This is a genomic window from Parafilimonas terrae (assembly GCF_900115755.1).
Lineage (GTDB): Bacteria > Bacteroidota > Bacteroidia > Chitinophagales > Chitinophagaceae > Parafilimonas > Parafilimonas terrae.
This window is the reverse complement of sequence record NZ_FOXQ01000001.1, coordinates 1,084,625-1,110,386: the sequence shown is the minus strand read 5'-3', so window position 1 is coordinate 1,110,386 and position 25,762 is coordinate 1,084,625. Positions and strand designations below refer to the sequence as shown.

The window sequence follows — 25,762 nt, the reverse complement described above, 5'->3', positions numbered from 1 at the left end:
ATTAAAAGATAACTTCTTTCTTTTTCTTCAGATATTAGTAAGCAATTAAGCGCTGTTATGTATTTTCATTGTGCTTAAACTTATTGTGCATGAGAAGTTATAATCCGAAAGAATGGTGGAAGATCGTACTGCGCTTGCCAGCCTGGAATTGATTGCTGAGGAAATTGAAGAGTCTTTCGGTAATGATGAAAACGATCTTCCGATGGATAAGATTGTTGAAACCATAAATAAAAATGTAGCCGCTATCCTCTCTTAATAAAAGTTATTGCATTATTATATTTGGAAAGAAAGCCCACAGGCTTTGCGTTGCAGATTCAGTAGCGGTGCTTCAGAATAACTTTATTTATTCCCTGTTTATTATATTAATGGGCGCTTGGAAAATGTTTATTATTTTTATTGCAACCAAAACAATTTTCTTCCATGTATTACAGAATGCTGCTTTCTGTTTTATTGATATGCTTATTACATTTTAATTGCATTGCGCAAACAAAAAAAATAAATGAACTTAAACAAAAGGTAGACCTTGCTGTTTCCAATGATGAAAAGCTTGCAGCCATTATTGCTTATTGCGAAGACTATGGAAACATTGCACAAGACAGTCTTGAAAAGTATGCTTATATAGCCCTTGATCTTGCTGCCGCTTCTGAAAACGAAAAGCTGAAAACCCTGGCACAGCTTACGCTTGCACAAGATTATATGCAGTGGGGATGGACAGATAGTGTACACGCCGTTGTGGCGCAGGAGTTACCGAAAAATAAAGTAACTGATATTGACCGCCGCGACATTTACTTTAAATTAAAAAGATTAGATGCAACTGCTTATGGTGCTGATGGTAAAATACAGGAATCTATTGCCATTCTTTACCCGCTTTCGGCTGAAGCGGAAAAATATAACGACAGTGTGCAGGCCTCTGCCATTGCGAATATTATTGGCTTTGCTGCAGCATATCGCAATGAAATGAAAGAGGCGCTTAAATGGAATAACAGAGCGTTGTTATATGCATCGGGAACAAAGCATAATAATCTTGGTTCAATATATATAAGCAGGGCGCAGATAATGCATAAAGAAGATAAAACTGATTCTGCCCTGTATTATTTGGAAAAAGGAATTGACCTGTGCAGGCAGGTGGAAATGTACGACAGGCTGGCCAGCGCATATCGTTTTCAATCTGCAGTATATGTGGATATAAACAGGTTAAATGATGCCGAAACCGCATTGCGTAATATGCAGGAAACACGCAATAAAATTGAAGCAAACCCGGATGCAATTATAGAAGATAATTTGCAGATAGCAGACTTTTATGCGAATACTGGCCGTTTAAAAAAAGCCATTGCATTTTGCTGGAGCAAACTTGAAACGGGCGATCTTCAAAGAAAGCCGGGCGATTCGTCCAAGACTTTCAATAACGACCCTTCTGTTCGCCTGCCTTTTTACCTGGCGCTTGCCCGCTATTTAAAAGAAGATAAAGATTATGCCGGATATCAAAAAGTGCTTGAAGAAATTGTTGTATTAAAAGATACGGTGTATGAAAGAAATAAAGCTGAAGCCATTGCTGAAATACGCACTAAATATGATGTTGCTCAAAAAGAAAACACGATTGTGGTACAGCAGTTAAAATTGGCAAGAAGAAATTATTTGCTGTTTGGTTCAATTGCTTTTATTGTTTTGGCAGGTATAATAGCATGGCTTTGGTACCGCAATCAAAACATAAAACAAAAAGTGCGCATGCGCCAGGCCATTGAAGAAGAAAAAACAAAGGCGGCGCAGTCCATTCTCAATGCGGAAGAAAAAGAACGCAAACGCATTGCTGCCGATCTTCACGATAATATCGGGGCTTATGCCACAGCCATCTCCGCCGATGTTGAAACCATTTCGGCAAAAGGCATTGAGGCAGGAGGCAGCCAGCTTGCAAACCTGCAATTGCATTCAAAAGAAATCATTCATTCACTGCGTGATACTATATGGGTATTGAATAAAGAAAACATAACTATTACAGGTATAAGCGACCGCATAAAAAATTATGTGAACAAATTAAAACCAAGCTATAGCCATATAAACATTACTGTTGAAGAAAACATAGCAAACGATATTCGCGTTGGTTCACAAAAAGCACTGAATATTTTTCGCATTGTGCAGGAAGCCATACACAATGCTTTAAAGCACAGCCAAGCAAAAAATATTATTATTGACATAAAGGCCACGAATAGCATTTCCATTGAAATTAAAGATGATGGAAAGGGCATTGCAAGCCCTGCCAACGGCACTGGAAACGGTTTGCGAAACATGAAAGTAAGGGCTGAAGATGCCGGCATTCATTTCAATATAGAATCAGCAGAAGCCGGCGGCACCAATGTATTCCTGGAAACTGCCTGAATTACAGAACTTATTGCTACTATAAATTAAGTATTGTCTTTTTTTACTGTATAAAGAATTTTGCATTCAATTATATTCCGCTTTAAAAGCCTTGTATGAATCCGTTACGAATAGGAATAACAGACGATAAAGCCATTAACCGCAGCAATATAACTGATAAGCTAAAGCAGTTTGATGATCTTAAAGTTTGCTTTACTGCAGTTAATGGTAATGATTGTCTTGAGCAGTTAAAAGGCCTCCCCGTTGAAAAAATGCCGCATGTAATATTTATGGATATTGAAATGCCTGAAATGGATGGCATACAAACCATAAGCATTGCACGCTCTCTTTACCCGGATATATTTTTTATTGTACTTACTATTTTTGATGACGACGACAAAATTTTTGAAGCCATAAAAGCCGGCGCCCACGGTTATTTATTGAAAGATGAAGATGCAAAAGGATTATATAATGCTATTATAACCGTAACACAGAACGGCGGTGCAGCCATAAATCCCGCCATTGCAAGAAAAACGTTGCAATTGCTCAGCCAGGCATCCGTAACACTGCCGGAACAAAAGTCTGCCGGAAACGATATATCAGCTTTGTTATCTGAAAGAGAAAAAGAAATTCTGCAGCACACAGTAAGAGGCTATGACGCAAAACGTATAGCAGAAATAACGGGCATAAGCGTGCTTACGGTAAGAAAGCATGTGGGCAATATTTATCAAAAGCTGCATGTAAACAGTAAAGCGCAGGCCATGCGCATTGCTTATGATAAAGGGTTGATATGATTATATTCCATTTGGAAAATCATTATACATAAGTTTTTTTGGATTTTTAGCTGAGCGCAGGATATGTTACAGGCTTAGAGTTTAAAGTCGAGAATATTCAGTTGCTGGCTGCAAAAACTAAATTCATTTTTATCATTGCTTGAAATAATAACCAGCCTTCCATTGCTGTAATTTTCAATCCATTTATAATACAAGGCGAAGCCTGCTGCATCAAGATTGGTGCAAGGCTCATCAAGCAGTACAACGGGCACATCGGAAAAAAATGCCTGCGCCAGTTTTAATCTTTGCTTCATACCGCTGCTGAAAAAGCGGATTTGTTTATTGGCTGCCTGCGCTAAATCGGCTTCTTCCAAAATAGTTTCAACAGGAATGTTTTGTATGAATTTTTTGAAGTTGCTGTGAAAAAGCAGGAATTCTTTGGCCGTCATTTCCTCAATCAATTCAAGATAAGGTGCGGCAATAGAAATATAAGAATTTGTTTCTTCAGGTTGGATATTCTTATTGCCCGGTTGCCATTCTATACCGCCTTCATTTAAAGTGGAAGCGCCGGCAATAGCCTGCAGCAGTGTGCTTTTACCACTGCCGTTAGGACCGGTTATTGCGTATTGCACACCGGGTAAAAAATCATAACTGAGATTGCGAAAAATCCACTCACGGCTAAAGCGTTTGCCGGCATTTGTAAGCTTTATTTTCATTTGATTGCTAACAAAGATACGAGAGTGGCTGTTGCCTACTGCTCATCGTCCGCATCGGGCTTGGAGAATCTCTTTATAATGCCTCTTTCACTTTCACGGATAAAACCAACAATTTCGTCGCGTTCATCGCTTGCGGGCATTTCTTCTTCAATGTATTCCAGTGCTTTGGTTGTATTAAGGCCTTTATTGTAAATGATACGGTAGATATCGAGGATAGCGTTTATCTTATCTAAAGAGAAGCCTCTTCTTTTTAAACCCACACTGTTAACGCCGCCATAGCTCAAAGGATTTCTTATGGCTTTTATATAAGGCGGAACATCTTTCCTTACAAGGCTGCCGCCTGCAATAAATGCATGCTGGCCAATTTTTACAAACTGGTGAATGGCTGTAAAACCCGCTACCCAGGCATAATCGCCCATCACCACGTGGCCGGCCATCTGGCTGTTATTGCTCATAATGCAGTTATCGCCCACTATGCAGTCATGTGCAATATGGCTGTACGCCATGATGAGGCAATTTTTTCCAACTGATGTTTTCCAGCGGTAACTGGTGCCGCGATGTATGGTTACAAATTCTCTTATAGTAGTATTGTCACCAATTTCAACGTATGTTTCTTCATCCCTGTATTTTAAATCCTGTGGAACAGCCCCAAGTACAGCACCCGGAAAAATGCGGCAGTTTTTGCCAATTTTAACGCCCTCCATAATGGTAACGTTGCTGCCTATCCAGGTACCCGCACCAATTTCCACATTTTGGTGAATGACGGTAAAGGGGTCAACTTTTGCATTTTCAGCAAGTCTGGCATTTGGATGAATGTACGTGTGCGGATGAATCATTTAATATTGCATTAATGAATGCAGGATTTTTTTAAAAGTAAAACGCGGCAAAGTTAGCCGTTCATATTTAATATAATGCTAAATTGGTTAATCAACTTTTACGAGTTGTGCCACAAGATTAGCTTCTGTTGCCACTTTTCCGGCTACATACACGGTGCCTTTCATGTCGCAAATACCCCGCCTGATAGGCCCGTTTAATTCCATTTTCAGCACCATCGTATCACCGGGCACCACTTTCTGTTTGAATTTGCAATTATCGATCTTTAAAAAATAAGTATCATATTTTCCTTCAGGCATGGAATTAATACAAAGAATGCCACCGGTTTGAGCCAATGCTTCAATTTGTAAAACGCCGGGCATAACAGGATTATTTGGAAAATGCCCCTGGAAAAACCACTCATTGAAAGTAACATTTTTAATACCGATAATGCGTGTATCTGTCAACTCAATAATCTTATCAACCAATAAAAACGGGAACCGGTGCGGTAATGTTTTTTCTATATAATCAAGGCCAAATACGGCAGGCTGCGCTGCATCGTAAACAGGCACATCTTTTAAATGTTTGTTCTTCTTAATATACTGCTTTATTTTTTTGGCGAAGGCCACATTGCTGCTATGGCCCGGCCTGTTGGCAATAATATTTGCCTTTAACGGATAGCCAACCAAGGTGAGGTCTCCAACAATATCCAATAGTTTATGCCTTGCAGGTTCATTAGGAAAACGCAGCTCAAGATTATTAAGGTAGCCTTCGCTCTTTACTTCAATCCTGTCTTTTTTGAAAACTTTTTGAAGGCGTTTTAATTCGGCGTCGCCAATTACTTTATCAACAATAACAATGGCATTATTAATATCGCCACCTTTTATAAGGTTATTATCAAGCAGCATTTCAAGTTCATGCAAAAAGCAAAAAGTGCGGCAGGGGGCAATTTCGGTTTTAAAATCACGCATGTTTTTTAAACCTGCATGCTGTGTGCCCAAAACGGGGCTGTTAAAATCTATTAATGTGGTAATACGGTAGTTGGTTGATGGCAGCGCCGTCATTTCCACCCTTTTCTCCTCATCAAAATAATAAATGTTTTCTTCAATACTGTACCACGCTTTTGCAGCCTCCTGCTCTACCACGCCGGCTTCTTCAATATGTTCAATAAAAGGCTGCGAACTGCCATCCATAATAGGCACTTCGGGGCCGTTCAGTTCAATCAAAACATTGTCAACGCCCATGCCGGTAAGGGCAGCCAGCAAATGCTCTATCGTGCTTACTCTGGCTTCGCCAATTTGCAAGGTAGTGCCGCGGCTGGTATCAGTTACAAAATCGCAATCAGCTTTTATGGCAGAAGAACCTGGCAAATCCGTACGCTGAAACTGAATGCCAAAACCCGGATGGGCAGGACTGAGTTTCATATCAACCAAAACGCCTGTATGTAAACCGGTGCCACTGACGGTAATTGCTTTAGCTAAGGTGTGCTGTTTATCTGGATTAAAATTTACATCCATTCTTAAGTTTTTTATGCTGGATTTTTTCAATATTTATTAATCTGAATATTTACCGGCGTGCAAAACTAAGCTTTCTGATTTTGGTAATAGTTTAAAAGGATAGATGATGCTATAAATTCAATTTAAAAATTAATTTTCTCCTGCATTAATTGCTGAACGAGTTTTTCAAGCTCAGCCAGCCTTTTTTCGATTTGCGGAAGGTTGCGGGTTAATGCCTGGCTGCGCAAAGCGCTTGTGTAATCATAAGCCGGTGAACCAGTAACCGCGGTATTTTTTTCTTTTATTGATTTTGATACGCCGCTTTGTGCATTTATTTTGGCGCCATCGGCAATTTGAAGGTGGCCAACAATGCCCACCTGCCCGCCGATCATGGCATTCTTTCCTATTTTGGTGCTGCCGCTAACGCCTGCCTGCGCTGCAATTACCGTATTGCAGCCAATTTCAACATTATGTGCAATTTGGATAAGGTTATCGAGTTTGGTGCCTGAATGAATGATGGTGGATCCAACTGTGGCCCGGTCAATAGTGGCATTACTGCCAATTTCAACGTTGTCTTCTATAACCACATTGCCAATTTGCGGTACTTTTTTGTAACTGCCGTCATCCTGGGGAGCAAAACCAAAACCATCGCCGCCAATAACCGTTCCCGCATGTATGGTTACATTTTTTCCTATCTGGCAACCAAAATAAATTTTTACACCAGGATGAAGAATGGTGTTATCATCAATCTTTACATCGTTGCCAACATACACACCGGGATACAATTTTACATTATTGCCTATAACAGCATTTGCACCCACATAAGTGAAAGCGCCCACAAAAACTTCCTCACCTAATTTCGCTGATTCATCTATGTAACTTGGCTGCTGAATACCGGTTAACTGCGATTTCATCAGTTCCTCGTATATCTGCAGCAATTTGGCGAAAGCTATATAAGCATCCGGCACGCGGATCAGCGTTGCTGTAACCGGCTGTTTCAACTCATAATTATCGTTTAATAAAACAACAGATGCCTTGGTTTTATACAGGAATTCTTCATACTTGGGATTGGCAAAAAAAGCGAGCTGGCCTTCTCTGGCTTCTTCTATTTTACCAAAAGAACCAACTTCGGCATTTCCGTTCCCTTCAACCTTCCCTTCTAAAAACTGGGCAATGCGTTCTGCATTGATCTTCATACATTAGATTTTATTGTTCCTGTATATGGCATCATATAAAAATATGCAGTGTCAAACTAATTGGCAAATGTAAAATTTTTTAACGGGCATAGAAAGTGTTTTGTGGATGAGAGGATCATCAACCTGGGATATGTCTTTAACATTTCCATTTTTTGAAAGAATGTTGATTTGTTCATCCTGCAACCGGTATGTTGTATTCATAGCCTCGCCTGTAAAAACAAAATAGCCGGCTTCATGTACAGATATATTCATTTTCGCGGCCATTTGTTTTCGCTTTTCTTCAATCTCACTTACATCAAAAGCCTGCGTTTGCAGCCTGCATTTATAAAGTTTGCGGTTTAATAAATTGCTGCATAAAGTTGAAAGCACTTTATCTGTATGGCTGCTCCATTTCTTTACGGCAAACATTACATCGTAATCATCTATAAGACAAAATTTTTCAAGCGCTTCATCATTCATTTCAGAAAAGCCTTTAAAGAAATAATCAAGCGTTGAATTGAGTTTTAAACTGTCGTCAAAAATTTCCCTTGCGCGTTCAATAATTTTTACAATCATTTTTTCTGCCGCTAAAACGGTTTTATGCAAATACACCTGCCAATACATTTGCCTGCGCGCTACCAAAAATTTTTCAACACTGTAAGTACCCTTTTCTTCCACCATTAATTGTCCATCGTGCACAGCAAGCATTTTTAAAATGCGGTCGTAACCAATTACGCCTTCGCTTACACCGGTAAAAAAGCTGTCGCGGGTTAAATAATCCATACGGTCAACATCTAATTGGCCGCTTATTAGCTGGTGCAGAAATTGCTTGGGATATTTATTAGTGAAGATGCCGATAGCAGTGGTTAGCCTTCCGTTTAATTCATCATTAAGTTTTTGCATGATACGAAAACCTATCATTTCATGATGAACGCCCGGCACGAGAATATGCTCCAGTGCATGCGAGAAAGGGCCGTGACCAATATCGTGCAGCAATATGGCAGATTTAGCGGCAATTTCTTCTTCATAGCTAATATCAATTCCCTTTTGCTTCAGCTCGTTTATGGCAAGGCAAATTAAATGATAGGCGCCCAATGAATGATGCAGCCTTGAATGCACGGCGCCGGGGTACACCATTTGGGCTAAAGCCATTTGATAAATGCGGCGTAAACGCTGGTACCAGGGATGATTGATAACATCAAAAAGCAGCGGATCATCGATGGTGATAAAACCATAAATCGGATCGTTAATAATCTTTCTTTTTGATGCTGGCATTACTGTTGAGGCTTTGTTAAATCGGCCATTAATAACATTTAGCTATGCAATAACGGAGTTTTAAAAAGATAATTTTACAAACCGCGCTTGTTTACAAAGATTGTAACATTTTGGTTGAAAACCGCAAATCAAAAAAATCATTGCATCATAAAATATTTATATGGCAGTAGCAACTATACTCTGGGTAGATGATGAAATAGAAAACCTTCAATCGCAAAAATTATTTTTAGAGAATAAAGGTTATGAAGTACACACAAGAACCAATGGTTTTGATGCGGTTGATTTTGTAAAGGATAACACGCTGGATGTTGTTTTGCTGGATGAAACTATGCCTGGAATAACAGGCCTGGAAACTTTACAGAAAATAAAAGAGGTGAAAAACATTCCGGTGGTTATGATAACCAAGAATGAAACTGAGAATTTAATGGAAGAAGCCATTGGCAGCCAGATAACAGATTATCTTATTAAACCCGTAAACCCTAACCAGGTTTTGCTTTGCCTTAAAAAAATTATCGACAATAAAAGATTGGTTGCAGAAAAAACAACTTCAGCTTATCAGCAGCAGTTTCGTAATTTGTTTATGGTGCTGAACAGCAACCCGGATTATAATGAGTGGATGGATATTTATAAAAAACTTGTTTACTGGGAGCTGGAAATGGAGAAAAGCAACAGCCCCGAAATGCAGGAAGTTTTTCAAACACAAAAACAGGAAGCGAATACGGAATTTTTTAAATTCATCAGTAAAAATTACGCCAACTGGATTAATGCAAAGGGTGATGATGCGCCTGTTATGAGCCATACTTTATTCAAACAAAAAATTTTACCACAGGTAAAAAAGGGTGAGACGACTTTTTTTATATTGATAGATAATCTTCGCTTAGATCAGTGGAAAGCCATACAACCCATTTTTATGGAAAGCTTTCGTATTGAAGAGGAAGATACTTTTTACAGTATTTTACCAACGGCAACGCAGTACAGCCGCAATGCAATTTTCTCAGGGTTGCTGCCGGTTGATATAGAAAAAAATTTTCCCAGCCAATGGAAAAATGATGACGAAGAAGGCAGCAAAAATTTATATGAGGAAGATTTTTTTAAAGCGCAGTTAAAGCGGTTAAAAAAGGATGACATAAAATTCAGTTATACCAAAGTGCTTCATCATAATGACGGGCAGCAGTTGGTTAACAATATCCATAACTTATTAAATAATGACCTGAATATTATTGTGTACAATTTTGTTGATATGCTCAGCCATGCAAGAACGGAAATGGAAGTGCTGAAAGAACTTGCCGGCGATGAAACCAGTTATCGCAGCATTACAAAAAGCTGGTTTGAACATAGCCCGTTGCACCAGGCCTTGAAGAAAGTTGCGGATAAAAATATTAACCTCATACTTGCAACCGATCATGGCAGCGTGCGGGTAAATACACCTTGCAAGGTTATTGGTGATAAACAAACTACGGCCAATCTTCGTTACAAACATGGCCGTAATCTGAATTACGAAGCGAAAGATGTGTTGGCTTTCCGCGATCCGCGCCATGCAGGCCTGCCGGTGCCTAATGTAAATTCATCTTACATTTTTGCAAGGGAGAATGCTTATTTATGCTATCCTAATAATTACAATTATTATGTGAATTATTACCGTAATACTTTTCAGCATGGCGGTGTAAGCATGGAAGAAATGCTGATCCCTTTTGTTAGGATGACAAGCAAATAATATCGTGAATCGCCAATCGTGAATCACAGGTTGCAGGAATATTTCAAGCAAAGACATCTTTTATAAAAGCAACATTTTATAACAGTAATCAAATCTCAAGTTTTCACGTTTGACGCTTCACGCTTCACGTCATCATTCATCATCCTCTTCATAATACGCATCTTCATTGCTGTAATATGCATTGGTCCATTCCTTTACCTTTTCGTCGCTCAACAATTCAACTATATCAAAGATGGGATCTGTTTTTCGCTTCCATTCCTGCACAATGCCTTCGGGATATTTTTCAACATACATACAGTGATCGCTCACAATCTTTACCTGCAATAGAATTAATCCTTCATTTTCCTTTTCCTGAACCAGGTAAAAACAACCGGGTTCCAATAATGCATAAGAATACATAGCCTGCCCTCAGATTTTAATTACAAAATATTTGTGAACTTAATGGGATAGAGTTTAGAAAGTAAGTATGGGGTAGTAATTAAATCAAACTCGCAAGCAAAATTATTGAAATAATATAAAGAACAAATAAAGGTTTTGTTGAAATTAATAAAGAAGTAATAATCAGGAGGTTAGGTTATCTGTTTCGGTGAAAGCGGGCTGAATATAATTATGCGTTGGCGGGCGCGTTCTCATGCGTTTACGGTAATTGCCAAACATGCTTTTTACCTGGATGGAAAGCACGCCGAATACGCCTTCTTTTAAAATTTTGCCGCTCATTTTGCTCACGCCTATTTTACGGTCAATGAACACAATTGGTACTTCGGTTATTTTGAAACCAAGCTTCCAGGCAGCAAATTTCATTTCAATCTGGAAAGCATAACCAACGAATTTTATTTCATCAAAGTTTATGGTTTCCAATACTTTCCTTCTGTAACAAACAAAGCCTGCCGTAGGGTCTTTTACAGGCATAAAAGTTATCATCCTGGTATATAGGGCGCCGCCTTTTGAGTAAATATGCCGGTCTAAAGGCCAGTTTTCTATCTTTCCTCCGGGAACATAACGGCTGCCTACGGCCACATCAAAACCATCTTTTTTGCAGGCTGAATATAAACGTTCAAGGTCAACCGGGTTATGGGAAAAATCGGCATCCATTTCAAAAATAAAGTCATACCGGTTTTTGATTGCCCATTTAAAACCTTCAATATAAGCAGTGCCCAAACCGAGCTTGCCGCTGCGTTTTAAAATAAATAACTGGTTGGGATAAAAAAACTGAAGCTCTTCCACTTTAGCTGCCGTGCCGTCCGGTGAATTATCATCAATTACCAGCACATGATAATTTAATTGCAACGAAAAGATAGCTTTAAGAATAAGCGGAATATTCTCTATTTCGTTGTACGTGGGTATAATAACTAATTTTTCCAAAGGCAAAAAGCGGCTTATTAAGACAGTTACCGAAAATACAATATTCTGCCTCAATAAGATAAATAAAAAGCCAAATTTTGACTTAATTTATTTTTTCAAAAAATTGCGGTTAAATATCTCTGTAAGCTTTTGTTTAGTGTGAAGCGAAAAATCGCCTTTCATCATCCAGTCATAGTACTGTGGTTCGGCCTTTAAAACATCTGCAACACGCTTGCCTTTATGCTTACCAAAATTGAAGGTTTCTACACCGTCAACCATAACCATCCTGCGGGCAAAATCTACGCAATCGTCTTCGCCAATACAATTTAAAATGGTTTCAATGGTTAAGCCAAGCTGCGGGTAGCGTAATACCTGGGCATGCAGAATTTCCAGCGTAGCTTCCGCATCGGCTTCGGCGCTATGGGCATTTTCCAGCACTTTATTACAATAAAACCTGTAAGCCGCACTTAAAGTGCGCTGCTCCATGCTGTGAAATATTTTCTGTACATCCACCAGTTTTCTGCCTTCCATAGAAAAATCAAGGCCGGATCTTAGAAATTCTTCCACCAGCATGGGAACATCAAACCGGTTACTATTGTAGCCACCCAAATCGCAGCCGGAGAGGAATTGCTTTATCTCGTTGGCCACCTGTTTAAAGGTTGGCGCATCTTTAATCATCTCATCGGTAATGCCATGCACATTGCTTGATGCCTGCGGGATGGGCTTTTGCGGATTAATCAGCTTTCTTTTTTTCTGCGTGGTGCCATCCGGCATTAGCTTTACAATAGCAATTTCTATTATTTTGTCAGTTGCCAAATCTATTCCTGTAGTTTCAAGATCGATAATGGCGAGAGGACGTAAAATCTGCAAACTCATTTAAAAATATTACTTGCGCGAAAGTAGTATTAGTTATTAGAAATGTTACAATTATTCGGGGAACGAAAAATATCGGAAATTAGGTGTTTCTTTGCCTACGTTAAACTGGCTGTAGCGTAATTTTACAAACAAATTTCATAGATTAGCAGAATATTGACTCCAGCTTTAAATCTTATAAACAATTTTCGCAATCCAATATCCGTTTAAGTAAAATTAATTCCTGATATGCGTAGAGTTTTTTTAATAATCGTGGCTACTTGCTTATGTGCAGCGCTTTTTTCTTCCTGTGTTGCCAACCGCAGTTCAAACTGCCCCTCTCACGATCCTAATTACTGGACAAGAAGAAGGTAAAAAAAGGCCTTATTGTAAAGACCTGCCTATCACAATTCTTTGAACTTCACTGGTGCCTTCATAAATCTGGGTAATTTTTGCATCGCGCATTAATCTTTCCACATGGTATTCTTTTACATAACCATAACCGCCGTGTATTTGTACCGCTTCGGTGGCAGCCCACATTGCCGTTTCCGAGGCAAAAACCTTTGCCATAGCTGAACTGGCTGCGTAATTCCTGCCATTATCTTTATCCAGCGCGGCTTTATATAAAAGCAGCCTCGCCGCCTCCACCCGTGTGGCCATATCGGCCAATTTAAATTGTATTGCCTGGTGATCTATAATGGGTTTACCAAAGGATTTTCTTTCTTTAGCATAAGCAACAGATCTTTCCAGCGCGCCGGCAGCAATGCCCAACGCCTGCGCGGCAATGCCAATGCGCCCGCCGCTCAGCACCTGCATGGCAAACTTAAAGCCGAAGCCATCTTCACCAATGCGGTTTTCTTTCGGCACTTTTACATCATTAAACTGGATGGAATGAGTGTCGCTGCCACGAATGCCCATTTTATTTTCTTTGGGGCCAACAGTAATGCCCGGCCAGTTTTTTTCAACGATAAAGGCATTAATGCCTTTTGAACCTTTGGAACGGTCGGTTTGCGCCATTACCAGGTACACGCTGGCGCTTGAACCGTTAGTAATCCAGTTTTTGGTGCCGTTAATTAAATAATAATCGCCTTTGTCTTCTGCGGTTGTTTGCTGCGAAGTGGCATCGCTTCCGGCTTCCGGCTCGCTTAGTAAAAATGCGCCAATATATAATTCACCATCTTTTTTGCCTTGTGCCAGTGGCGTTAAGTATTGTTGTTTTTGTTTTTCTGTACCGAAGGCTTCCAGCCCCCAGCAAACAAGGCTGTTGTTTACGCTCATACAAACCGAAGTGCTGGCGTCAACCTTTGAAATTTCTTCCATAGCAATTACATAACTGAGTGTATCAAGCCCGGCGCCGCCATATTTTTCATTCACCATCATGCCCATAAAACCAAGATCGGCGAGTTTTAAAACCTGCTCTTTGGGAAACCTCATTTTTTCATCCCGTTCTATTACGCCGGGCAAACATTCTGTGTTCGCAAAATCGCGGGCAGCCTGCTGAATCATTAAATGCTCTTCGGATAAGTCTAAATTCATGACAAGAAGTTTTTGCAGCGCAAAAATAAGCTAACGATTGTAAGTTTTTTAACGCAATGAATAAAGATATTCCAATCAATGCGGCTTAGATAAAGAAAAATAAGCAATATTCAACAAAACAATAAGCAATACTCAATTCTATAACCTCTGCAAATTGAGTGTTGATTATTGAATATTGAGTATTGAACATTTCTGGCGTTTACCTTTAACCAGGCCTGCGTTGATTTATTTACCATACGCCTCCAGCATCTTCTTCAGATCATCCAATGTATTTATTTCCGATGCCGGTTTATCTTTCCGCCACCGCTTAATTCTCGGAAAGCGCAGTGCCACGCCACTTTTGTGCCGGTTACTGGCAGCAATGCCCTCAAAAGCAATCTCAAAAACCAGCTCGGGCTTTACCGTTCTCACCGGCCCGAACTTTTCCAGCGAATTTCTTTTTACAAATGCATCCACCTGTGCAAATTCTTTATCAGTAAGGCCGGAATAAGCCTTGGTGAAAGGAATAAGTTTATCATCATCCCGCACGGCAAACGTGTAATCGGTGTACAGCGTGCTGCGGCGGCCACTGCCTTTTTGGGCATAAATCATCACTGCATCTATGGTGAGCGGATCAATCTTCCATTTCCACCAGTCGCCCACTTTTCTGCCCACCTGGTACACAGATGTTTTGCGTTTCAGCATAATACCTTCCGCATTTATAGTGCGGCTGGTGGCGCGGGTAGCAGCCAGTTCATCCCAATTATTAAAATAAATAACGGGCGACAGCCGCAGCACCGGTTCATTCGCCCCGGCAACAATTTTTTCCAGCACAGCCCGGCGTTCCTGCAGTGTTTTGCCCCGAAAATCTTCTCCATTAAACTCCAAAACATCGTAAGCAATAAAACCTACCGGCGATTCCGTTAATTGCTTTTTGGTAACGTTCTTCCTTCCAATTCTTGTTTGCAATAATGCAAAGGGCAAAACAGTAAATTCATTATTTGAAGCATCTGCATTGGTTAAAGTAATAATCTCTCCATCCAAAGCCACGCCTTCCGGCAGTTTTTGCTGAAGAATAGCATATTCGGGAAACTTCTCCGTCATTAATTCTTCGCCGCGGCTCCATACAAACAGTTCATTATTTCTTTTGATGATTTCGCCGCGAATGCCATCCCACTTCCATTCAGCCTGCCACTCCTGCGGCTCCCCTAAAGTTTCCGGATTTTCTTCCAGGGCATACGCCAGGTAAAAAGGATAGGGCTTTGAATAATCAATGATGTTTGCATTTTCACTTAAAAGGTCATTAAACGCCGTGGTAACGGGGTCCCAGTTGCCGCTAATGCGGTGCGCAATCACCGAAGACTCCAGCTTTACCGTTTTGGCCAGCGCATTTACCATTTGTTTTTGCGAAATGCCGATACGGAAATTGCCGGTAAGCAGTTTATTAAACACAAAACGCTCATCTTTATGCATGCTGCGCCAGCAACCGGTAATAAATTCCTTTTTTACGGCTTCGCTTTCCTTTTCGAGCGAAATAAGTTTTTCTATGTAGAAAGATAACGAAGACTGGCTGGCTTCTTCCGTGGCTTCGGGCAGGAGTAAAGCAATGGTTTCGGCCATATCGCCCACCGAACCGTAACATTCGCCAAACAGCCAGCCCGGAATTTGCGCTATTTCCACGCACCATTGCGGTAATAAGGATGAGTTTACCAGCCGGCGCGGCCTGCGGCCGCTGAACAAGGCAATCACCCACACTTTATCTTTATCATCTGCCAGGGAAAAATAGTTGATAAGCGCTTCCTGCTTCTCCAATGTTTTAGTAGAAGCGCCCAATATATTTACAAGGTTTGCAAACTCCTTCATATTGTGGTTACTCACATTTTTAAAGGGCTGGTTTTCCCCCTTTTCCTGGAAAACTTCCCCCTTTTATTGTTTATTCTCCCCCTTTTTCTCAAATATTTCCCCCCTTTCTTCAATTTTCTCCCCCCTTTCTTCAAATATTTCCCCCTAAAACCGATTCTTTTCCCCGGAATTTTGAAAAAACTCCCCGGAAAACTGATTCTTTTCCCGAGAAAACAGGAAGAATTCCCGACAAACCCCATTCATTTCCCGATTTATGCCATCATTTTCCCGAGAAACCTGATTCTTTTCCCGATTTATGTCATCATTTTCCCGAGAAAGCCGGTTCTTTCTTCCCCATTTTCAATCCATTTTTCCCGATTCTTCAGCTAAACCTGCTGCATTCTCCTTTTCTTCCTCTTCTTCACCATATTCTGTTTTTACTTCGGCGCTCCAAATGCCTTTTTCATTTAAATAACGGCTGAAAACAGCCTGGTAACCGTGCGTTACATACACTTTTTCGGCCTTCGTGGCTTTAATGGCCTGCAATAAACCGGTCCAGTCGGCATGATCGCTTAAAACAAAGGCGCCGTCCACGTTTTTCCGGCGCACATTACCGCGAACCTGCATCCATCCGCTGCAAACACCAATGGCGTAAGGCGAAAATTTCTTTAACCACGAAGAACCTTCGGCGCCCGGCGGCGCTATTACTATACTTTCTTTCAGTTTTTCCTTTGAGGTTTCAGGCATTACACGTTCTGCCTTAATTTTTGGGAGCGAAATACCGGCATTTATAATGGCCTGGTGCATATTCCAGGTGGCGCCGTGCATAAAAATGGTTTCGTCAAAATCTTCCAGCGCTTTTAATACGCGCTGCGCCTTGCCCAAACTGTAGGCTATAATAATGCTGGTTTTATTGAGGGCTTTATTGGCAAGAATCCAGTTGCGCATGTTTTCAAAAACCGCTTCCTGGTGTTTCCAGCAATAAATAGGCAGCCCAAAAGTGGATTCAGTAATGAAAGCATTGCATTTTACGGGCTCGAATGCGCCGCTAATGCCGTCGTTGGCCACTTTATAATCGCCGCTGGCCACCCAAACTTCATTATTACATTCAACCCGCACCTGCGAAGAACCAATAATGTGCCCGGCGGGGTGCAGGGAAACCTTTACACCGTTAATGGTTTTGGTTTCGTTCCACTCCATCGTTTCATAATGGTTATTGCCAAGGCGGGCCTGCAGCAAAGGTTTGGTGAGCGTGTGGCATAAATAATTTTTGCTGCCCCATTTGGCGTGATCGCTGTGCGCATGGGTGATGATGGCATAATTAACCGGCTTCCAGGGATCGATATAAAAATTGCCGGCGCGGCAAAACAGGCCTTTATCGGTGAATTCAATCAGCGGCATAAGTGGGAAAAGTAAATCAAAAATGTTTCCAAAGCTTTGCATGCGGAATATTGCAGCCCTTGCAAGGTTCTAAACTTTCCGGAAATTGTTAGCCTGTTTATTTTTATACTTGTGTTTAAATTGATTGTATGCGTAACCTGTATTTCCTCCCTGCCATAGCCTTGCTGGCTGCTGCGTGTAACCAAAATGAAAGCAAATCTTCGGGCGAAACCGCCGCTGCATTTAACCGCGACAGTATGATGCAGAATATAAAAGTATTATCCTCCGATTCGTTTGAAGGTCGCAAGCCTTTTTCGGCGGGCGAAACCAAAACAGTGGCTTTTTTGGAAAATGCTTTTAAACAATTGGGGCTTGAACCGGGCAATGGCAGCAGTTATGTGCAGGATGTGCCAATGGTGGAAATAACGCCTTATGCGGACGCGGTGATGAAAGTGCAATCGCCCAACGGCAGTTTTGATTTGAATAAGACGGATGATTTTGTGGTGTCAACCGAAAGAACGGATTCAGTGATTTCCCTGGATAATGATGAACTGGTTTTTGCCGGTTATGGCGTGGTGGCGCCGGAATATAACTGGAACGATTATGCCGGTATTGATGTGAAAGGAAAAGTGGTGCTGGTAATGGTGAACGACCCGGGCTTTGGCGTGGATACCACCATTTTTAAGGGAAAAACTATGACGTATTATGGCCGCTGGACTTATAAATATGAAGAAGCGGCAAGGCAGGGCGCGAAAGGGATTTTTATTATTCACAATACGGAAGCGGCGTCTTATCCTTTCAGCGTGGTGCAAAGCTCATGGGGCAGTTCAAATTTATATCTTGATAAAAGGGGCGATAACCAATACCACTGCGCCTTGCAGGGCTGGGTTTCTGCAGATGCAGCCAAGAAATTGCTGGCGGCTGCGGGCAAAGACAGCTCTTTGTTAGTAAGTGCTAACAAGCAGGGTTTTAAAGCAGTGCCGCTGGGTGAAAAATTATCGCTGAAGGTAAGGGTGAAGTCAAGCTATAATACTTCGCATAATGTGCTTGCCAAACTTACCGGCAGCAAAAGGCCGGATGAATATGTTATTTACACGGCGCACTGGGACCACCTGGGTATTGGGCAGCCCGATGCAAAAGGCGATTCCATTTATAACGGCGCTATTGATAATGCCAGTGGCACGGCGGCGCTGATTGAAATGGCAAGGGCATTTACTTCCTTAAAAGAAAAGCCGGAACGCAGCATTTTGTTTTTGGCGGTTACGGCAGAGGAGCAGGGGCTGCTGGGTTCAAAATATTATGCGGAACACCCGGTGTATCCTTTGGATAAAACAGTGGCCGATTTGAATATGGATGTGGTGGATGCATATAATAAGAAAAAGGATGTTGTAATTGCCGGCCAGGGCCAGAATGAACTGGAAGATTATGTGGAAGCGGAAGCAAAACAGCAGGGCAGGTACCTGGCGCCGGAAGCGCACCCTGAAGCAGGACATTACTTCCGTTCAGACCATTTTAGTTTTGCTAAGGTAGGCGTGCCGGCTATAAGCAGTGGCGGCGGTGTGGATGTGGTGGGCAAGGGAAAGGAATATGGCGAAAAGCTGGAGGATGATTATAATGCCAACCGCTATCACCAGCCTGCGGATGAATATGATTCAACCTGGACGTTTGATGGTGGGTTGCAGGATATGCAGATGCTGTTTTCCATAGGAGATAAATTAGCGAATGAAACTACTTTCCCCAAATGGAAAGACGGTTCTGAGTTTAAGGCTGTGAGGGATGGGATGATGAAATAACCCGTAAATAAGGAGGGTGGGGAAAGTGAGATACTTTTGTGCTGAGAGTGATTAAGCCTTGTTATGAAGGTCTTCCCTCAATTTATAAAGTTCATCTGTAGTAATAAAATTTGTAAAGCCCTTCCTGGCCAGTCCTTTGATTAATTTTTTGTCAATTAATGAGTAAATCGCCGATTTTACCATTTGTGTTTAGGATAGCGCTAAACACCATATTGGCATCTACAATAAATTTCACTTAATAAAACGTTTACGGTTTTTATCCCACCATGAAGCATTTACTTCATCAGCTAATTTATCGGCGTCAGACTGCTTTGCTTTACTTTTAGAAGTGGCTTCAAGATATTTTACATAATCAATCAATCTTTGAAGGCCGAAGCTGTCAACAGAAGAAGATAGTGTGATTACAATCTTATCATTATTTGTACGTTCAACTAACATGCTTAAAATGTTTACTCAAAGGTAAAGGTTGGATTCTTAATTATTTCTTCAGCTAAATACAATTGCAAGGCATCTTTTAGCGCTTTGCAATTAATATTCTTTCTTGTTCCACTTCACATTCCTTGCCTTTAAATAATCTATTACAAATTCAAAGGCCGGTTTGTGTTTGCCAACAAGTTCCGGCGGGAACACGCCTTTTTCTGTAAAAATATTATTCGCAATAAGATTGGCGGATGCCGTGCATGTATAACCCGTGGTGCGGCTCATGGATGAAGTTTGGGTGGCAGCATCATAACGGTCGAGCAGGCTATACTCAATGGTTTTGTTTGCAGACTTTAAAATTACTTTCATTACCGTTAATTCTTCTTCGGCTTCATCCAGCTTCCATTCTTTAAATAAAATTTTTGAAGTGAATTGCAATGGCGATATTTCGTTTCCATCAATGTTTATCTTCTTATCATTAAAAAAGCCGCTTTCTTTTAAAGCTATGATGAGATCAGCATGGCCGGGATAACGCAGGGTTTTTTCTTTCTGGTTTTTTATATGCGGCATAGTAAACAGTAAGGAGCGCAGGCCATCTGTATTAAAAGTTTCCAGCGTGCCTATTTCATCAAACTGTATATGTTCAAGCTCGGTGAGGGCGGGTTTTATAACGATGTTGCCGTTTTCCATCAAGCGGGCGGGACGGGTGTATTCTTCAATTACATCCACCGGCGAAAACGGCGCTTTATATTCAAACGGCTTTTTGCGGATCTTAGGTAATCCGCCCACATATATTTCAAAAGCATCAATGGGCATTTCTGCATCATATCTGCCAATAATATAATTGCTCATGCCGGGCGCCACGCCGCAATCGGTAATAACCGTTATATTTTTTTGCTTTGCCAAAGCATCTAATGCCAAGGCATTTTCGGGAAAGAAGGAAATATCGGCAACATTTTTTCCGCATTCAATAACGGCTTTCAATGTTTCAAAACCCATAAAACCCGGAACAGCCGTTACAACGAGGTCAAAAGGCTGCAGCAATGTTTTATAAGAAGCATGATCCTGCAGGTCGGCTTTTATGGTTTTGATGGCTGCATTCTTTTGCTGAACCCGCTGCAGGTTATTTTCATTAACATCGATGGAAGTAACCTTATGCTCTCTGGAAAGATCGGCGGCCATAACGCTGCCCACCATACCGGCGCCTAAAACAGCAATATTCATGGGAAAAGTTTTTGCAAATATGAAGGAAACAGGCATAAATTTCCTCTTTCAAACTTTACAACCCAATTTTGAAATATGGATTTTGATACCATCTGGCACCAATTTACAGCAGGCATGCAGGCAACCACCTGGCTTGAATACGTGGCCGTATTTACGGGGATTGCCAGCGTGTATTATTCAAGGCTGGAAAATATTTGGGTGTACCCAACCGGGTTGGTGAACACCATTATTTATATATGGCTGAGTTTAAAAGGGCATTTGTTTGGTGAAGCCAGCGTAAATCTCTATTACACCATTATGAGTATTTATGGCTGGATTTTATGGACGAAGAAAGATGCGCTGCAACATCATGTTGTAAATATCAAATTCTCCAATGGCAAACAATGGGTGCAGCAGTTATTGTTTTTCGCAGCTTTTTATACAGGCATTTTTTTAATTCTCACTTATGTAAAACAATCTTTTGCACCGGGCGCTATTCCCTGGGCCGACGCCTTTGCGAGCGCTACTGCCTATACCGGCATGTGGTTAATGGCAAAGAAGAAAGTAGAAAGCTGGTACTGGTGGATAGCCACTGATTTTGCATCCATTCCACTATACTTTGTAAAAGGCTATGTGTTTACGAGCGTATATTATTTTGTATTATTAATAATGGCTTTTTTTGGTTTGATAGAGTGGGTGCGGAGGGCTGGCAAAATTAAGCCAATAGCTGATAGACCACAGACCATGGCAGGCGGCTCGCAAAAAACAATTTAAAACTGAATCAATACTATGGATTATCGACTGTTGTCCATTGACTCACTGAAATCATGATTAAAAAAATTGTAACCATAGGCCCCGAAAGTACCGGCAAGAGTACGCTGGCCCGGCAGCTTGCCGAACATTTTAATGCACTGTGGTGCCCTGAATATGCGAGGGAATATTTGCATCAGAATGGTGTAAAGTATAATTATGATGATCTGATAAAAATAACGCAGGGCCAGTTGGCTATGGAAGATTATTGCACGGTAAAACTGCAAGACGCAAGCTCGCAGCTCGCAGCTCACAGCTCACAGCTTCTCTTCATCGACACCAATATGTATGTAATGAAAGTGTGGTACGAATATGTTTTTGGCAAATGCGAATACATGGTATTAGATGAAATTGCCAACCGGAACTATGATCTTTATCTTCTATGCAATATAGATTTACCCTGGACGGCAGATGAAATGCGGGAATACCCGGATGAAAAACCCCGGATTGAATTGTATCATATATATAAAGACCTGCTTATAAACCAAAAAACGCCCTGGATTGAGATAAGCGGTAACTATGAACAACGCCTGCAGGCTGCAATAAATAACATCAATAAATTTTTATAGCCTTGTCGGGGCCAGGTTATCCTGCCATTTTTCAAATTTAAAAACCCAACAAAACTTTTTAAATTTTTTATGAAAGGTTAGGTGGGTTTATAAAAATCCGCTTATTTTGACCCCGAAACTTAACTTATTGGTAACACTGGCTATCGAAACTGACTAATATCAAAAAATGTTATACCCAGACTTAGGCAGGCATTTATATGCCGATATGTAATGAATCGATTAAACCGCACCTGTACTTATTATAAGATGCAGGCAAAAATTTTAAATGTGAACTGCTTCCTCTCATTATAAAAATCAAACATTAAATCTCTAATTAATCAAACTGTTATTATGAAAAAACGATTCCATTTTTTATTCTTTCTCGTGTTTGTACTGCTAACGGCAGGTGCAAATGCGCAAGAAAAGAAAACGATTACGGGAACTGTGTACGACAGCCTTCATAAAGGCCTGCCCGACGTTTCCGTGCATGTAAAAAACAGCAAAACAGGTTCTGTTACTGATGCCCAGGGCAATTTTAGAATAGCTGCCGGTGCAGGCGATGTACTGCAATTTTCTTCAATTGGATATGAAGCGCAGGAGGTAGCTGTGGGGAATAGTTCAAACGTTTCAGTTACGCTTAAAAGTGCCAGCAATTCTTTGAATGAAGTGGTAGTAACAGGTTTCGGTTCAAGAACAAATACCAGGAAGTTATCGTATGCCACCCAGGAAATTAAAGCTACAGAGCTGCAAACAGCTCCGTCTCCAAATGTATTAAATTCCCTTCAGGGTAAATTGGCCGGTGTGCGTATTGACCAGGGCACAGGCGGTGCGGGTTCAAGTTCGCGTATTCGTATTCGCGGTAATACATCTTTAACCGGCAATCAGTCGCCTTTATTTGTAATTGATGGCGTTTTAATTAAACCAGGCATATCAGGCCCGGAATCATGGTCAGATAATAACAATGTTGACTTTGGAAATATTCTTAAAAACATCAATGAAGATGATATTGAGAGCATATCTGTTTTAAAAGGTTCTGCAGCCAGCGCTTTGTATGGTTCCGGTGCGCAGAATGGTGTAATACTTATTACAACTAAAAAAGGAACAGGCCGTGGCTTAGGCGTTAGCGTAAATATAACCGGGATGTGGGACAAAGCTTACAAAACGCCGGATTTCCAAACAGAATATGGCGGCGGTATCTCTCCAACTTTTGAAAAAGATGCGGATGGTAATAATATATTGGATCCCGACTGGAGCCCTTATTACAATTTCGGCCCTAAAATAGATCCCAATGTTATGGTGAAAGACCTTGACGGTCACATGAGACCATGGAAGAATTATGATTTCCTGGATTTTTTTCAAACAGGTGGTCAGCAAAACTATAATGTGGCTTTAACCGGCGCTACAGAAAACAGCTCAATCCGGGCGTCTTTCTCCAAGAATATTTCAACAGGCCTTATACCAAATGGCTCTAAACTTGACAGGAACACATTTACTGTAAGAGGAACTCAGAAGTTGGGTAAAATATTCAATGTGGATGTTAGTGCCACTTATGCACAAAGTAAAAATACAAATCCAACAAGGGAAGTAAGTAACTATAACCCGTTATTCAGGTTTACTTATTACAGGGCTAATACAACGGACTGGAATTATTACCTTAAAAACTATATGGACACCGTAAATGGCGGGCAGGTGCTGGGTGCAGCAGACCCTTATGGCGTGAATACATTTTTATGGACAACTTTCCAAAATAACCAGTATAGCTACGACGATAATTTAAGAGCGAATATTGACTTTACAACCTATATACGCCCGTGGTTAACTTTGTTAACAAGGGCAAATCTTAATAATTATGATGTTCGTATTGAAAAGAAATTTTTAGGTTCAGGCGCAGGTTATGCTAACGGGTATTATTATGTTCAAAACTCTCAAACGAGAAATTATAGATTTCAGGCACTTTTAACTGCAAGCCGGAATCTTACAGATGATCTTACAGGCAGCCTTACACTTGGCGCGGAGAAAAATAAAGATAAGCTTGGCATGGTGCTTACCCAAAATACAAACGGTGGGCTATCAACCAACAATCCATTTTTCTTTAATTTAAGTAATTCTGTAAACCCGATTTCTACAACACAATCATATAGCCCGTCAAGGCTTACAAATGCCATTTACGCCTACGGCGATTTCACATGGCGTAATATGTTAACCCTGAATTACAGTGTGAGGCAGGATTATAATTCAACCCTTACTTATGCAGATGGTACCGGGAAATATACTTTCGTTTACCCATCTGTGGGGGCATCTTTCATATTTTCAGAATTGCTTAAAAATTCATCTGCTTTAGATTTTCTTAGCTATGGACAGTTAAGGGCTTCTTATGGTATTACCGGTAAAGATTATGATCCGTTTGCATTAAACCAAATTGGTAATTATAATTTACAGGGGGCAGATGAAATCGTTGGCCCCGACGGGTCAGTAACTACAATACCGCATGCAGGATTTACTAATCTTACCCTGCCCAATAAAGATTTCAAAAACGAGAAAACCAAAGAAATTGAAATAGGAGCGAATTTGAAATTCTTTAATAACCGTTTAGGGATAGATGTATCCTATTATAATAAGAATACCTATAACCAGATATTAGCGCTGACTATTCCTGCAGAAACAGGCGGTAACAATGCCATATTTAATGTGGGACAGGTGCGTAACCAGGGTTTGGAAATATTGCTGAATGCAACACCTATACAGCGAACAAACTTCTCCTGGAATTTTATTGCCAATTTCTCAACCAACAAAAACACGATAATATCATTGGCACCTGGTATTGCTCAGTATAATTTGCTAACGGCCTTCGGTGCTGATGTGCGTGCAATTGCAGAACCGGGCAAACAATATGGTGCTGTTTACAGCGGTTATTCTTTTGCCTATTACCAGGCTACAGATGGTGACGGCAAGCCAATTGATGATCCAAATAACGGAAAGAAAGTTATAGGCAATGCGCCTAATGGCTCCAATGGGCTTACCTTTTTACGCGCCCAGGATTATGGACCAGGCCTCGTACACGATAAATATCTTGGTACTATAATGGAGAAGTTTATTGCCGGTACTTATCAAACATTTACATACAAAGATTTCACACTCGGCTTCCAGGTTGACGCAAAAGTAGGCGGCTTAATGGCATCCGGCACTCATCAATATGGTGGATCAAATGGTTCATTTACTTACTCACTTCCAGGCAGGGATGCAGCTCATGGTGGTATTGAGTACACCGATGACCAGGGTGTGGTGCAGGACGACGGTATAATTCCCGACGGTGTATTTGGCCAGGGCGTAACTGCAAATGTAAACGGTCAAACAATTGATCTTGCCGGCCTTACATGGCAGGAGGCTTATGAAAGCGGCTACGTTAAACCCAAACCGGCATGGCAATATTATGAGGATCTTACTCAGTGGTCATCCGGCATACGTGAGTATTCGGTATTTGATAATTCATGGGTAGCATTAAGGGAAGTAGCTATCGGCTATAATCTCCCCAAGAAAATTTCTTCAAAATTAAAAATGAACAACCTGCGGGTGAATCTTATAGGCAGAAACTTAACTTATATATGGAAAAATGCCAAAGGCGGTATAAACCCTGAAGGATTAAGCAGTAACAATGCAGCAGCTTTCGCAGAATATGGCGGTCTGCCTTATGTTAGGAGTTTAGGGTTTTCGCTAAATGCTAATTTTTAATTTTTTAACTCAATT

Annotated in this window: 22 protein-coding genes; 9 read left to right on the top strand and 13 right to left on the bottom strand. The window is 40.9% G+C overall.

Going from position 1 to position 25,762, the window contains the following annotated elements; all coding sequences use genetic code 11:
• Nucleotides 1-112 precede the first annotated feature (112 nt).
• From BM015_RS21490 to BM015_RS04760, 3 genes are all read left to right on the top strand, one after another.
• Complete coding sequence (locus tag BM015_RS21490) at nucleotides 113-256, top strand: bestrophin family ion channel (RefSeq protein WP_177191759.1); 144 nt, start codon at nucleotides 113-115, stop codon at nucleotides 254-256.
• A 164-nt stretch (nucleotides 257-420) separates the two neighbouring features.
• The gene (locus tag BM015_RS04765) at nucleotides 421-2,373 is read left to right on the top strand and encodes a tetratricopeptide repeat-containing sensor histidine kinase (RefSeq protein ID WP_090655049.1); all 1,953 of its coding nucleotides are present in this window, start codon (nucleotides 421-423) and stop codon (nucleotides 2,371-2,373) included.
• A 95-nt stretch (nucleotides 2,374-2,468) separates the two neighbouring features.
• Nucleotides 2,469-3,146 (top strand): response regulator transcription factor, encoded by a 678-nt coding sequence (locus tag BM015_RS04760; RefSeq protein WP_090655046.1) that lies wholly within the window; start codon nucleotides 2,469-2,471, stop codon nucleotides 3,144-3,146.
• 74 nt (nucleotides 3,147-3,220) lie between these two features.
• On the opposite strand, the gene BM015_RS04755 is transcribed toward BM015_RS04760, so the two are convergent.
• The 5 genes from BM015_RS04755 to BM015_RS04735 all read right to left on the bottom strand — a co-directional run bounded on the left by BM015_RS04755 (nucleotide 3,221) and on the right by BM015_RS04735 (nucleotide 8,600).
• Nucleotides 3,221-3,841, bottom strand: coding sequence for an ABC transporter ATP-binding protein (locus BM015_RS04755; RefSeq protein ID WP_090655043.1), 621 nt, complete (start codon nucleotides 3,839-3,841; stop codon nucleotides 3,221-3,223).
• 35 nt (nucleotides 3,842-3,876) lie between these two features.
• On the bottom strand, nucleotides 3,877-4,677 hold the full coding sequence (gene lpxA, locus BM015_RS04750; protein ID WP_090655040.1) for an acyl-ACP--UDP-N-acetylglucosamine O-acyltransferase: 801 nt from the start codon (nucleotides 4,675-4,677) through the stop codon (nucleotides 3,877-3,879).
• Nucleotides 4,678-4,764: 87 nt separating this feature from the next.
• Nucleotides 4,765-6,171, bottom strand: a complete 1,407-nt coding sequence (locus BM015_RS04745) for a bifunctional UDP-3-O-[3-hydroxymyristoyl] N-acetylglucosamine deacetylase/3-hydroxyacyl-ACP dehydratase (RefSeq protein WP_090655290.1) — start codon at nucleotides 6,169-6,171, stop codon at nucleotides 4,765-4,767.
• A gap of 122 nt (nucleotides 6,172-6,293) precedes the next feature.
• Nucleotides 6,294-7,346 (bottom strand): UDP-3-O-(3-hydroxymyristoyl)glucosamine N-acyltransferase, encoded by a 1,053-nt coding sequence (lpxD, locus tag BM015_RS04740; RefSeq protein WP_090655037.1) that lies wholly within the window; start codon nucleotides 7,344-7,346, stop codon nucleotides 6,294-6,296.
• Between the two features lie 51 nt (nucleotides 7,347-7,397).
• A complete protein-coding gene (locus tag BM015_RS04735; protein WP_090655034.1) occupies nucleotides 7,398-8,600 on the bottom strand; it encodes an HD domain-containing protein in 1,203 nt (400 codons plus the stop codon).
• Between the two features lie 160 nt (nucleotides 8,601-8,760).
• Here BM015_RS04735 and porX point away from each other — a divergent pair, with 160 nt between their 5' ends.
• Nucleotides 8,761-10,314: a T9SS response regulator signal transducer PorX gene (porX, locus tag BM015_RS04730; RefSeq protein WP_090655031.1), complete on the top strand. Its 1,554-nt coding sequence runs from the start codon at nucleotides 8,761-8,763 to the stop codon at nucleotides 10,312-10,314.
• A gap of 132 nt (nucleotides 10,315-10,446) precedes the next feature.
• Here porX and BM015_RS04725 read toward each other — a convergent pair whose 3' ends face one another.
• The 3 genes from BM015_RS04725 to BM015_RS04715 all read right to left on the bottom strand — a co-directional run bounded on the left by BM015_RS04725 (nucleotide 10,447) and on the right by BM015_RS04715 (nucleotide 12,531).
• Nucleotides 10,447-10,713 carry a hypothetical protein gene (locus BM015_RS04725; protein WP_090655028.1) on the bottom strand — a complete coding sequence of 89 codons (267 nt, stop codon included), beginning with the start codon at nucleotides 10,711-10,713 and terminating at the stop codon, nucleotides 10,447-10,449.
• Between the two features lie 162 nt (nucleotides 10,714-10,875).
• Nucleotides 10,876-11,676, bottom strand: a complete 801-nt coding sequence (locus tag BM015_RS04720) for a polyprenol monophosphomannose synthase (protein ID WP_090655287.1) — start codon at nucleotides 11,674-11,676, stop codon at nucleotides 10,876-10,878.
• Nucleotides 11,677-11,763: 87 nt separating this feature from the next.
• Entirely contained in the window at nucleotides 11,764-12,531 is a 768-nt protein-coding gene (locus tag BM015_RS04715; protein ID WP_090655025.1) for a 3'-5' exonuclease, read from the bottom strand.
• A 225-nt stretch (nucleotides 12,532-12,756) separates the two neighbouring features.
• On the opposite strand from BM015_RS04715, the gene BM015_RS21955 reads away from it, so the two are divergent.
• Nucleotides 12,757-12,882, top strand: a complete 126-nt coding sequence (locus tag BM015_RS21955) for a hypothetical protein (protein WP_262497232.1) — start codon at nucleotides 12,757-12,759, stop codon at nucleotides 12,880-12,882.
• Between the two features lie 9 nt (nucleotides 12,883-12,891).
• On the opposite strand, the gene BM015_RS04710 is transcribed toward BM015_RS21955, so the two are convergent.
• The 3 genes from BM015_RS04710 to BM015_RS04695 all read right to left on the bottom strand — a co-directional run bounded on the left by BM015_RS04710 (nucleotide 12,892) and on the right by BM015_RS04695 (nucleotide 17,265).
• On the bottom strand, nucleotides 12,892-14,043 hold the full coding sequence (locus BM015_RS04710) for an acyl-CoA dehydrogenase (protein WP_090655022.1): 1,152 nt from the start codon (nucleotides 14,041-14,043) through the stop codon (nucleotides 12,892-12,894).
• A gap of 225 nt (nucleotides 14,044-14,268) precedes the next feature.
• Nucleotides 14,269-15,885: an ATP-dependent DNA ligase gene (locus BM015_RS04705; RefSeq protein ID WP_090655019.1), complete on the bottom strand. Its 1,617-nt coding sequence runs from the start codon at nucleotides 15,883-15,885 to the stop codon at nucleotides 14,269-14,271.
• A gap of 339 nt (nucleotides 15,886-16,224) precedes the next feature.
• Nucleotides 16,225-17,265: a ligase-associated DNA damage response exonuclease gene (locus tag BM015_RS04695; protein ID WP_090655284.1), complete on the bottom strand. Its 1,041-nt coding sequence runs from the start codon at nucleotides 17,263-17,265 to the stop codon at nucleotides 16,225-16,227.
• 128 nt (nucleotides 17,266-17,393) lie between these two features.
• Between BM015_RS04695 and BM015_RS04690 the strand changes: the two genes are divergently transcribed.
• On the top strand, nucleotides 17,394-19,037 hold the full coding sequence (locus BM015_RS04690) for a M28 family metallopeptidase (RefSeq protein ID WP_090655013.1): 1,644 nt from the start codon (nucleotides 17,394-17,396) through the stop codon (nucleotides 19,035-19,037).
• Between the two features lie 231 nt (nucleotides 19,038-19,268).
• Here the strand turns inward: BM015_RS04690 and BM015_RS04685 are convergent, their stop codons facing one another.
• Together BM015_RS04685 and BM015_RS04680 are read right to left on the bottom strand one after the other, a co-directional pair.
• A complete protein-coding gene (locus tag BM015_RS04685; protein WP_090655011.1) occupies nucleotides 19,269-19,475 on the bottom strand; it encodes a hypothetical protein in 207 nt (68 codons plus the stop codon).
• A gap of 90 nt (nucleotides 19,476-19,565) precedes the next feature.
• A complete protein-coding gene (locus BM015_RS04680; protein ID WP_090655280.1) occupies nucleotides 19,566-20,681 on the bottom strand; it encodes a saccharopine dehydrogenase family protein in 1,116 nt (371 codons plus the stop codon).
• Nucleotides 20,682-20,756: 75 nt separating this feature from the next.
• On the opposite strand from BM015_RS04680, the gene pnuC reads away from it, so the two are divergent.
• The 3 genes from pnuC (at nucleotide 20,757) to BM015_RS04665 (ending at nucleotide 25,747) form a co-directional block, all read left to right on the top strand.
• A complete protein-coding gene (gene pnuC / locus BM015_RS04675) occupies nucleotides 20,757-21,434 on the top strand; it encodes a nicotinamide riboside transporter PnuC (protein ID WP_090655008.1) in 678 nt (225 codons plus the stop codon).
• Between the two features lie 53 nt (nucleotides 21,435-21,487).
• Complete coding sequence (locus BM015_RS04670; protein ID WP_090655005.1) at nucleotides 21,488-22,039, top strand: AAA family ATPase; 552 nt, start codon at nucleotides 21,488-21,490, stop codon at nucleotides 22,037-22,039.
• Between the two features lie 330 nt (nucleotides 22,040-22,369).
• Nucleotides 22,370-25,747 carry a SusC/RagA family TonB-linked outer membrane protein gene (locus tag BM015_RS04665; RefSeq protein WP_090655002.1) on the top strand — a complete coding sequence of 1,126 codons (3,378 nt, stop codon included), beginning with the start codon at nucleotides 22,370-22,372 and terminating at the stop codon, nucleotides 25,745-25,747.
• Nucleotides 25,748-25,762: the final 15 nt, after the last annotated feature.

Bases quoted from the DNA above. Each gene is read 5' to 3' on its own strand.
- BM015_RS04755 (WP_090655043.1), bottom strand. From the start codon at position 3,841: ATGAAAATAAAGCTTACAAATGCCGGCAAACGCTTTAGCCGTGAGTGG.
- BM015_RS04765 (WP_090655049.1), top strand. From the start codon at position 421: ATGTATTACAGAATGCTGCTTTCTGTTTTATTGATATGCTTATTACAT.
- BM015_RS04680 (WP_090655280.1), bottom strand. From the start codon at position 20,681: ATGAATATTGCTGTTTTAGGCGCCGGTATGGTGGGCAGCGTTATGGCC.
- BM015_RS04760 (WP_090655046.1), top strand. From the start codon at position 2,469: ATGAATCCGTTACGAATAGGAATAACAGACGATAAAGCCATTAACCGC.
- BM015_RS04685 (WP_090655011.1), bottom strand. From the start codon at position 19,475: ATGTTAGTTGAACGTACAAATAATGATAAGATTGTAATCACACTATCT.
- BM015_RS04695 (WP_090655284.1), bottom strand. From the start codon at position 17,265: ATGCCGCTGATTGAATTCACCGATAAAGGCCTGTTTTGCCGCGCCGGC.
- porX (WP_090655031.1), top strand. From the start codon at position 8,761: ATGGCAGTAGCAACTATACTCTGGGTAGATGATGAAATAGAAAACCTT.
- BM015_RS04705 (WP_090655019.1), bottom strand. From the start codon at position 15,885: ATGAAGGAGTTTGCAAACCTTGTAAATATATTGGGCGCTTCTACTAAA.
- BM015_RS21955 (WP_262497232.1), top strand. From the start codon at position 12,757: ATGCGTAGAGTTTTTTTAATAATCGTGGCTACTTGCTTATGTGCAGCG.
- BM015_RS04735 (WP_090655034.1), bottom strand. From the start codon at position 8,600: ATGCCAGCATCAAAAAGAAAGATTATTAACGATCCGATTTATGGTTTT.
- BM015_RS04710 (WP_090655022.1), bottom strand. From the start codon at position 14,043: ATGAATTTAGACTTATCCGAAGAGCATTTAATGATTCAGCAGGCTGCC.
- pnuC (WP_090655008.1), top strand. From the start codon at position 20,757: ATGGATTTTGATACCATCTGGCACCAATTTACAGCAGGCATGCAGGCA.
- BM015_RS21490 (WP_177191759.1), top strand. From the start codon at position 113: ATGGTGGAAGATCGTACTGCGCTTGCCAGCCTGGAATTGATTGCTGAG.
- BM015_RS04670 (WP_090655005.1), top strand. From the start codon at position 21,488: ATGATTAAAAAAATTGTAACCATAGGCCCCGAAAGTACCGGCAAGAGT.
- BM015_RS04690 (WP_090655013.1), top strand. From the start codon at position 17,394: ATGCGTAACCTGTATTTCCTCCCTGCCATAGCCTTGCTGGCTGCTGCG.
- lpxA (WP_090655040.1), bottom strand. From the start codon at position 4,677: ATGATTCATCCGCACACGTACATTCATCCAAATGCCAGACTTGCTGAA.
- BM015_RS04745 (WP_090655290.1), bottom strand. From the start codon at position 6,171: ATGGATGTAAATTTTAATCCAGATAAACAGCACACCTTAGCTAAAGCA.
- BM015_RS04725 (WP_090655028.1), bottom strand. From the start codon at position 10,713: ATGTATTCTTATGCATTATTGGAACCCGGTTGTTTTTACCTGGTTCAG.
- BM015_RS04665 (WP_090655002.1), top strand. From the start codon at position 22,370: ATGAAAAAACGATTCCATTTTTTATTCTTTCTCGTGTTTGTACTGCTA.
- BM015_RS04715 (WP_090655025.1), bottom strand. From the start codon at position 12,531: ATGAGTTTGCAGATTTTACGTCCTCTCGCCATTATCGATCTTGAAACT.
- lpxD (WP_090655037.1), bottom strand. From the start codon at position 7,346: ATGAAGATCAATGCAGAACGCATTGCCCAGTTTTTAGAAGGGAAGGTT.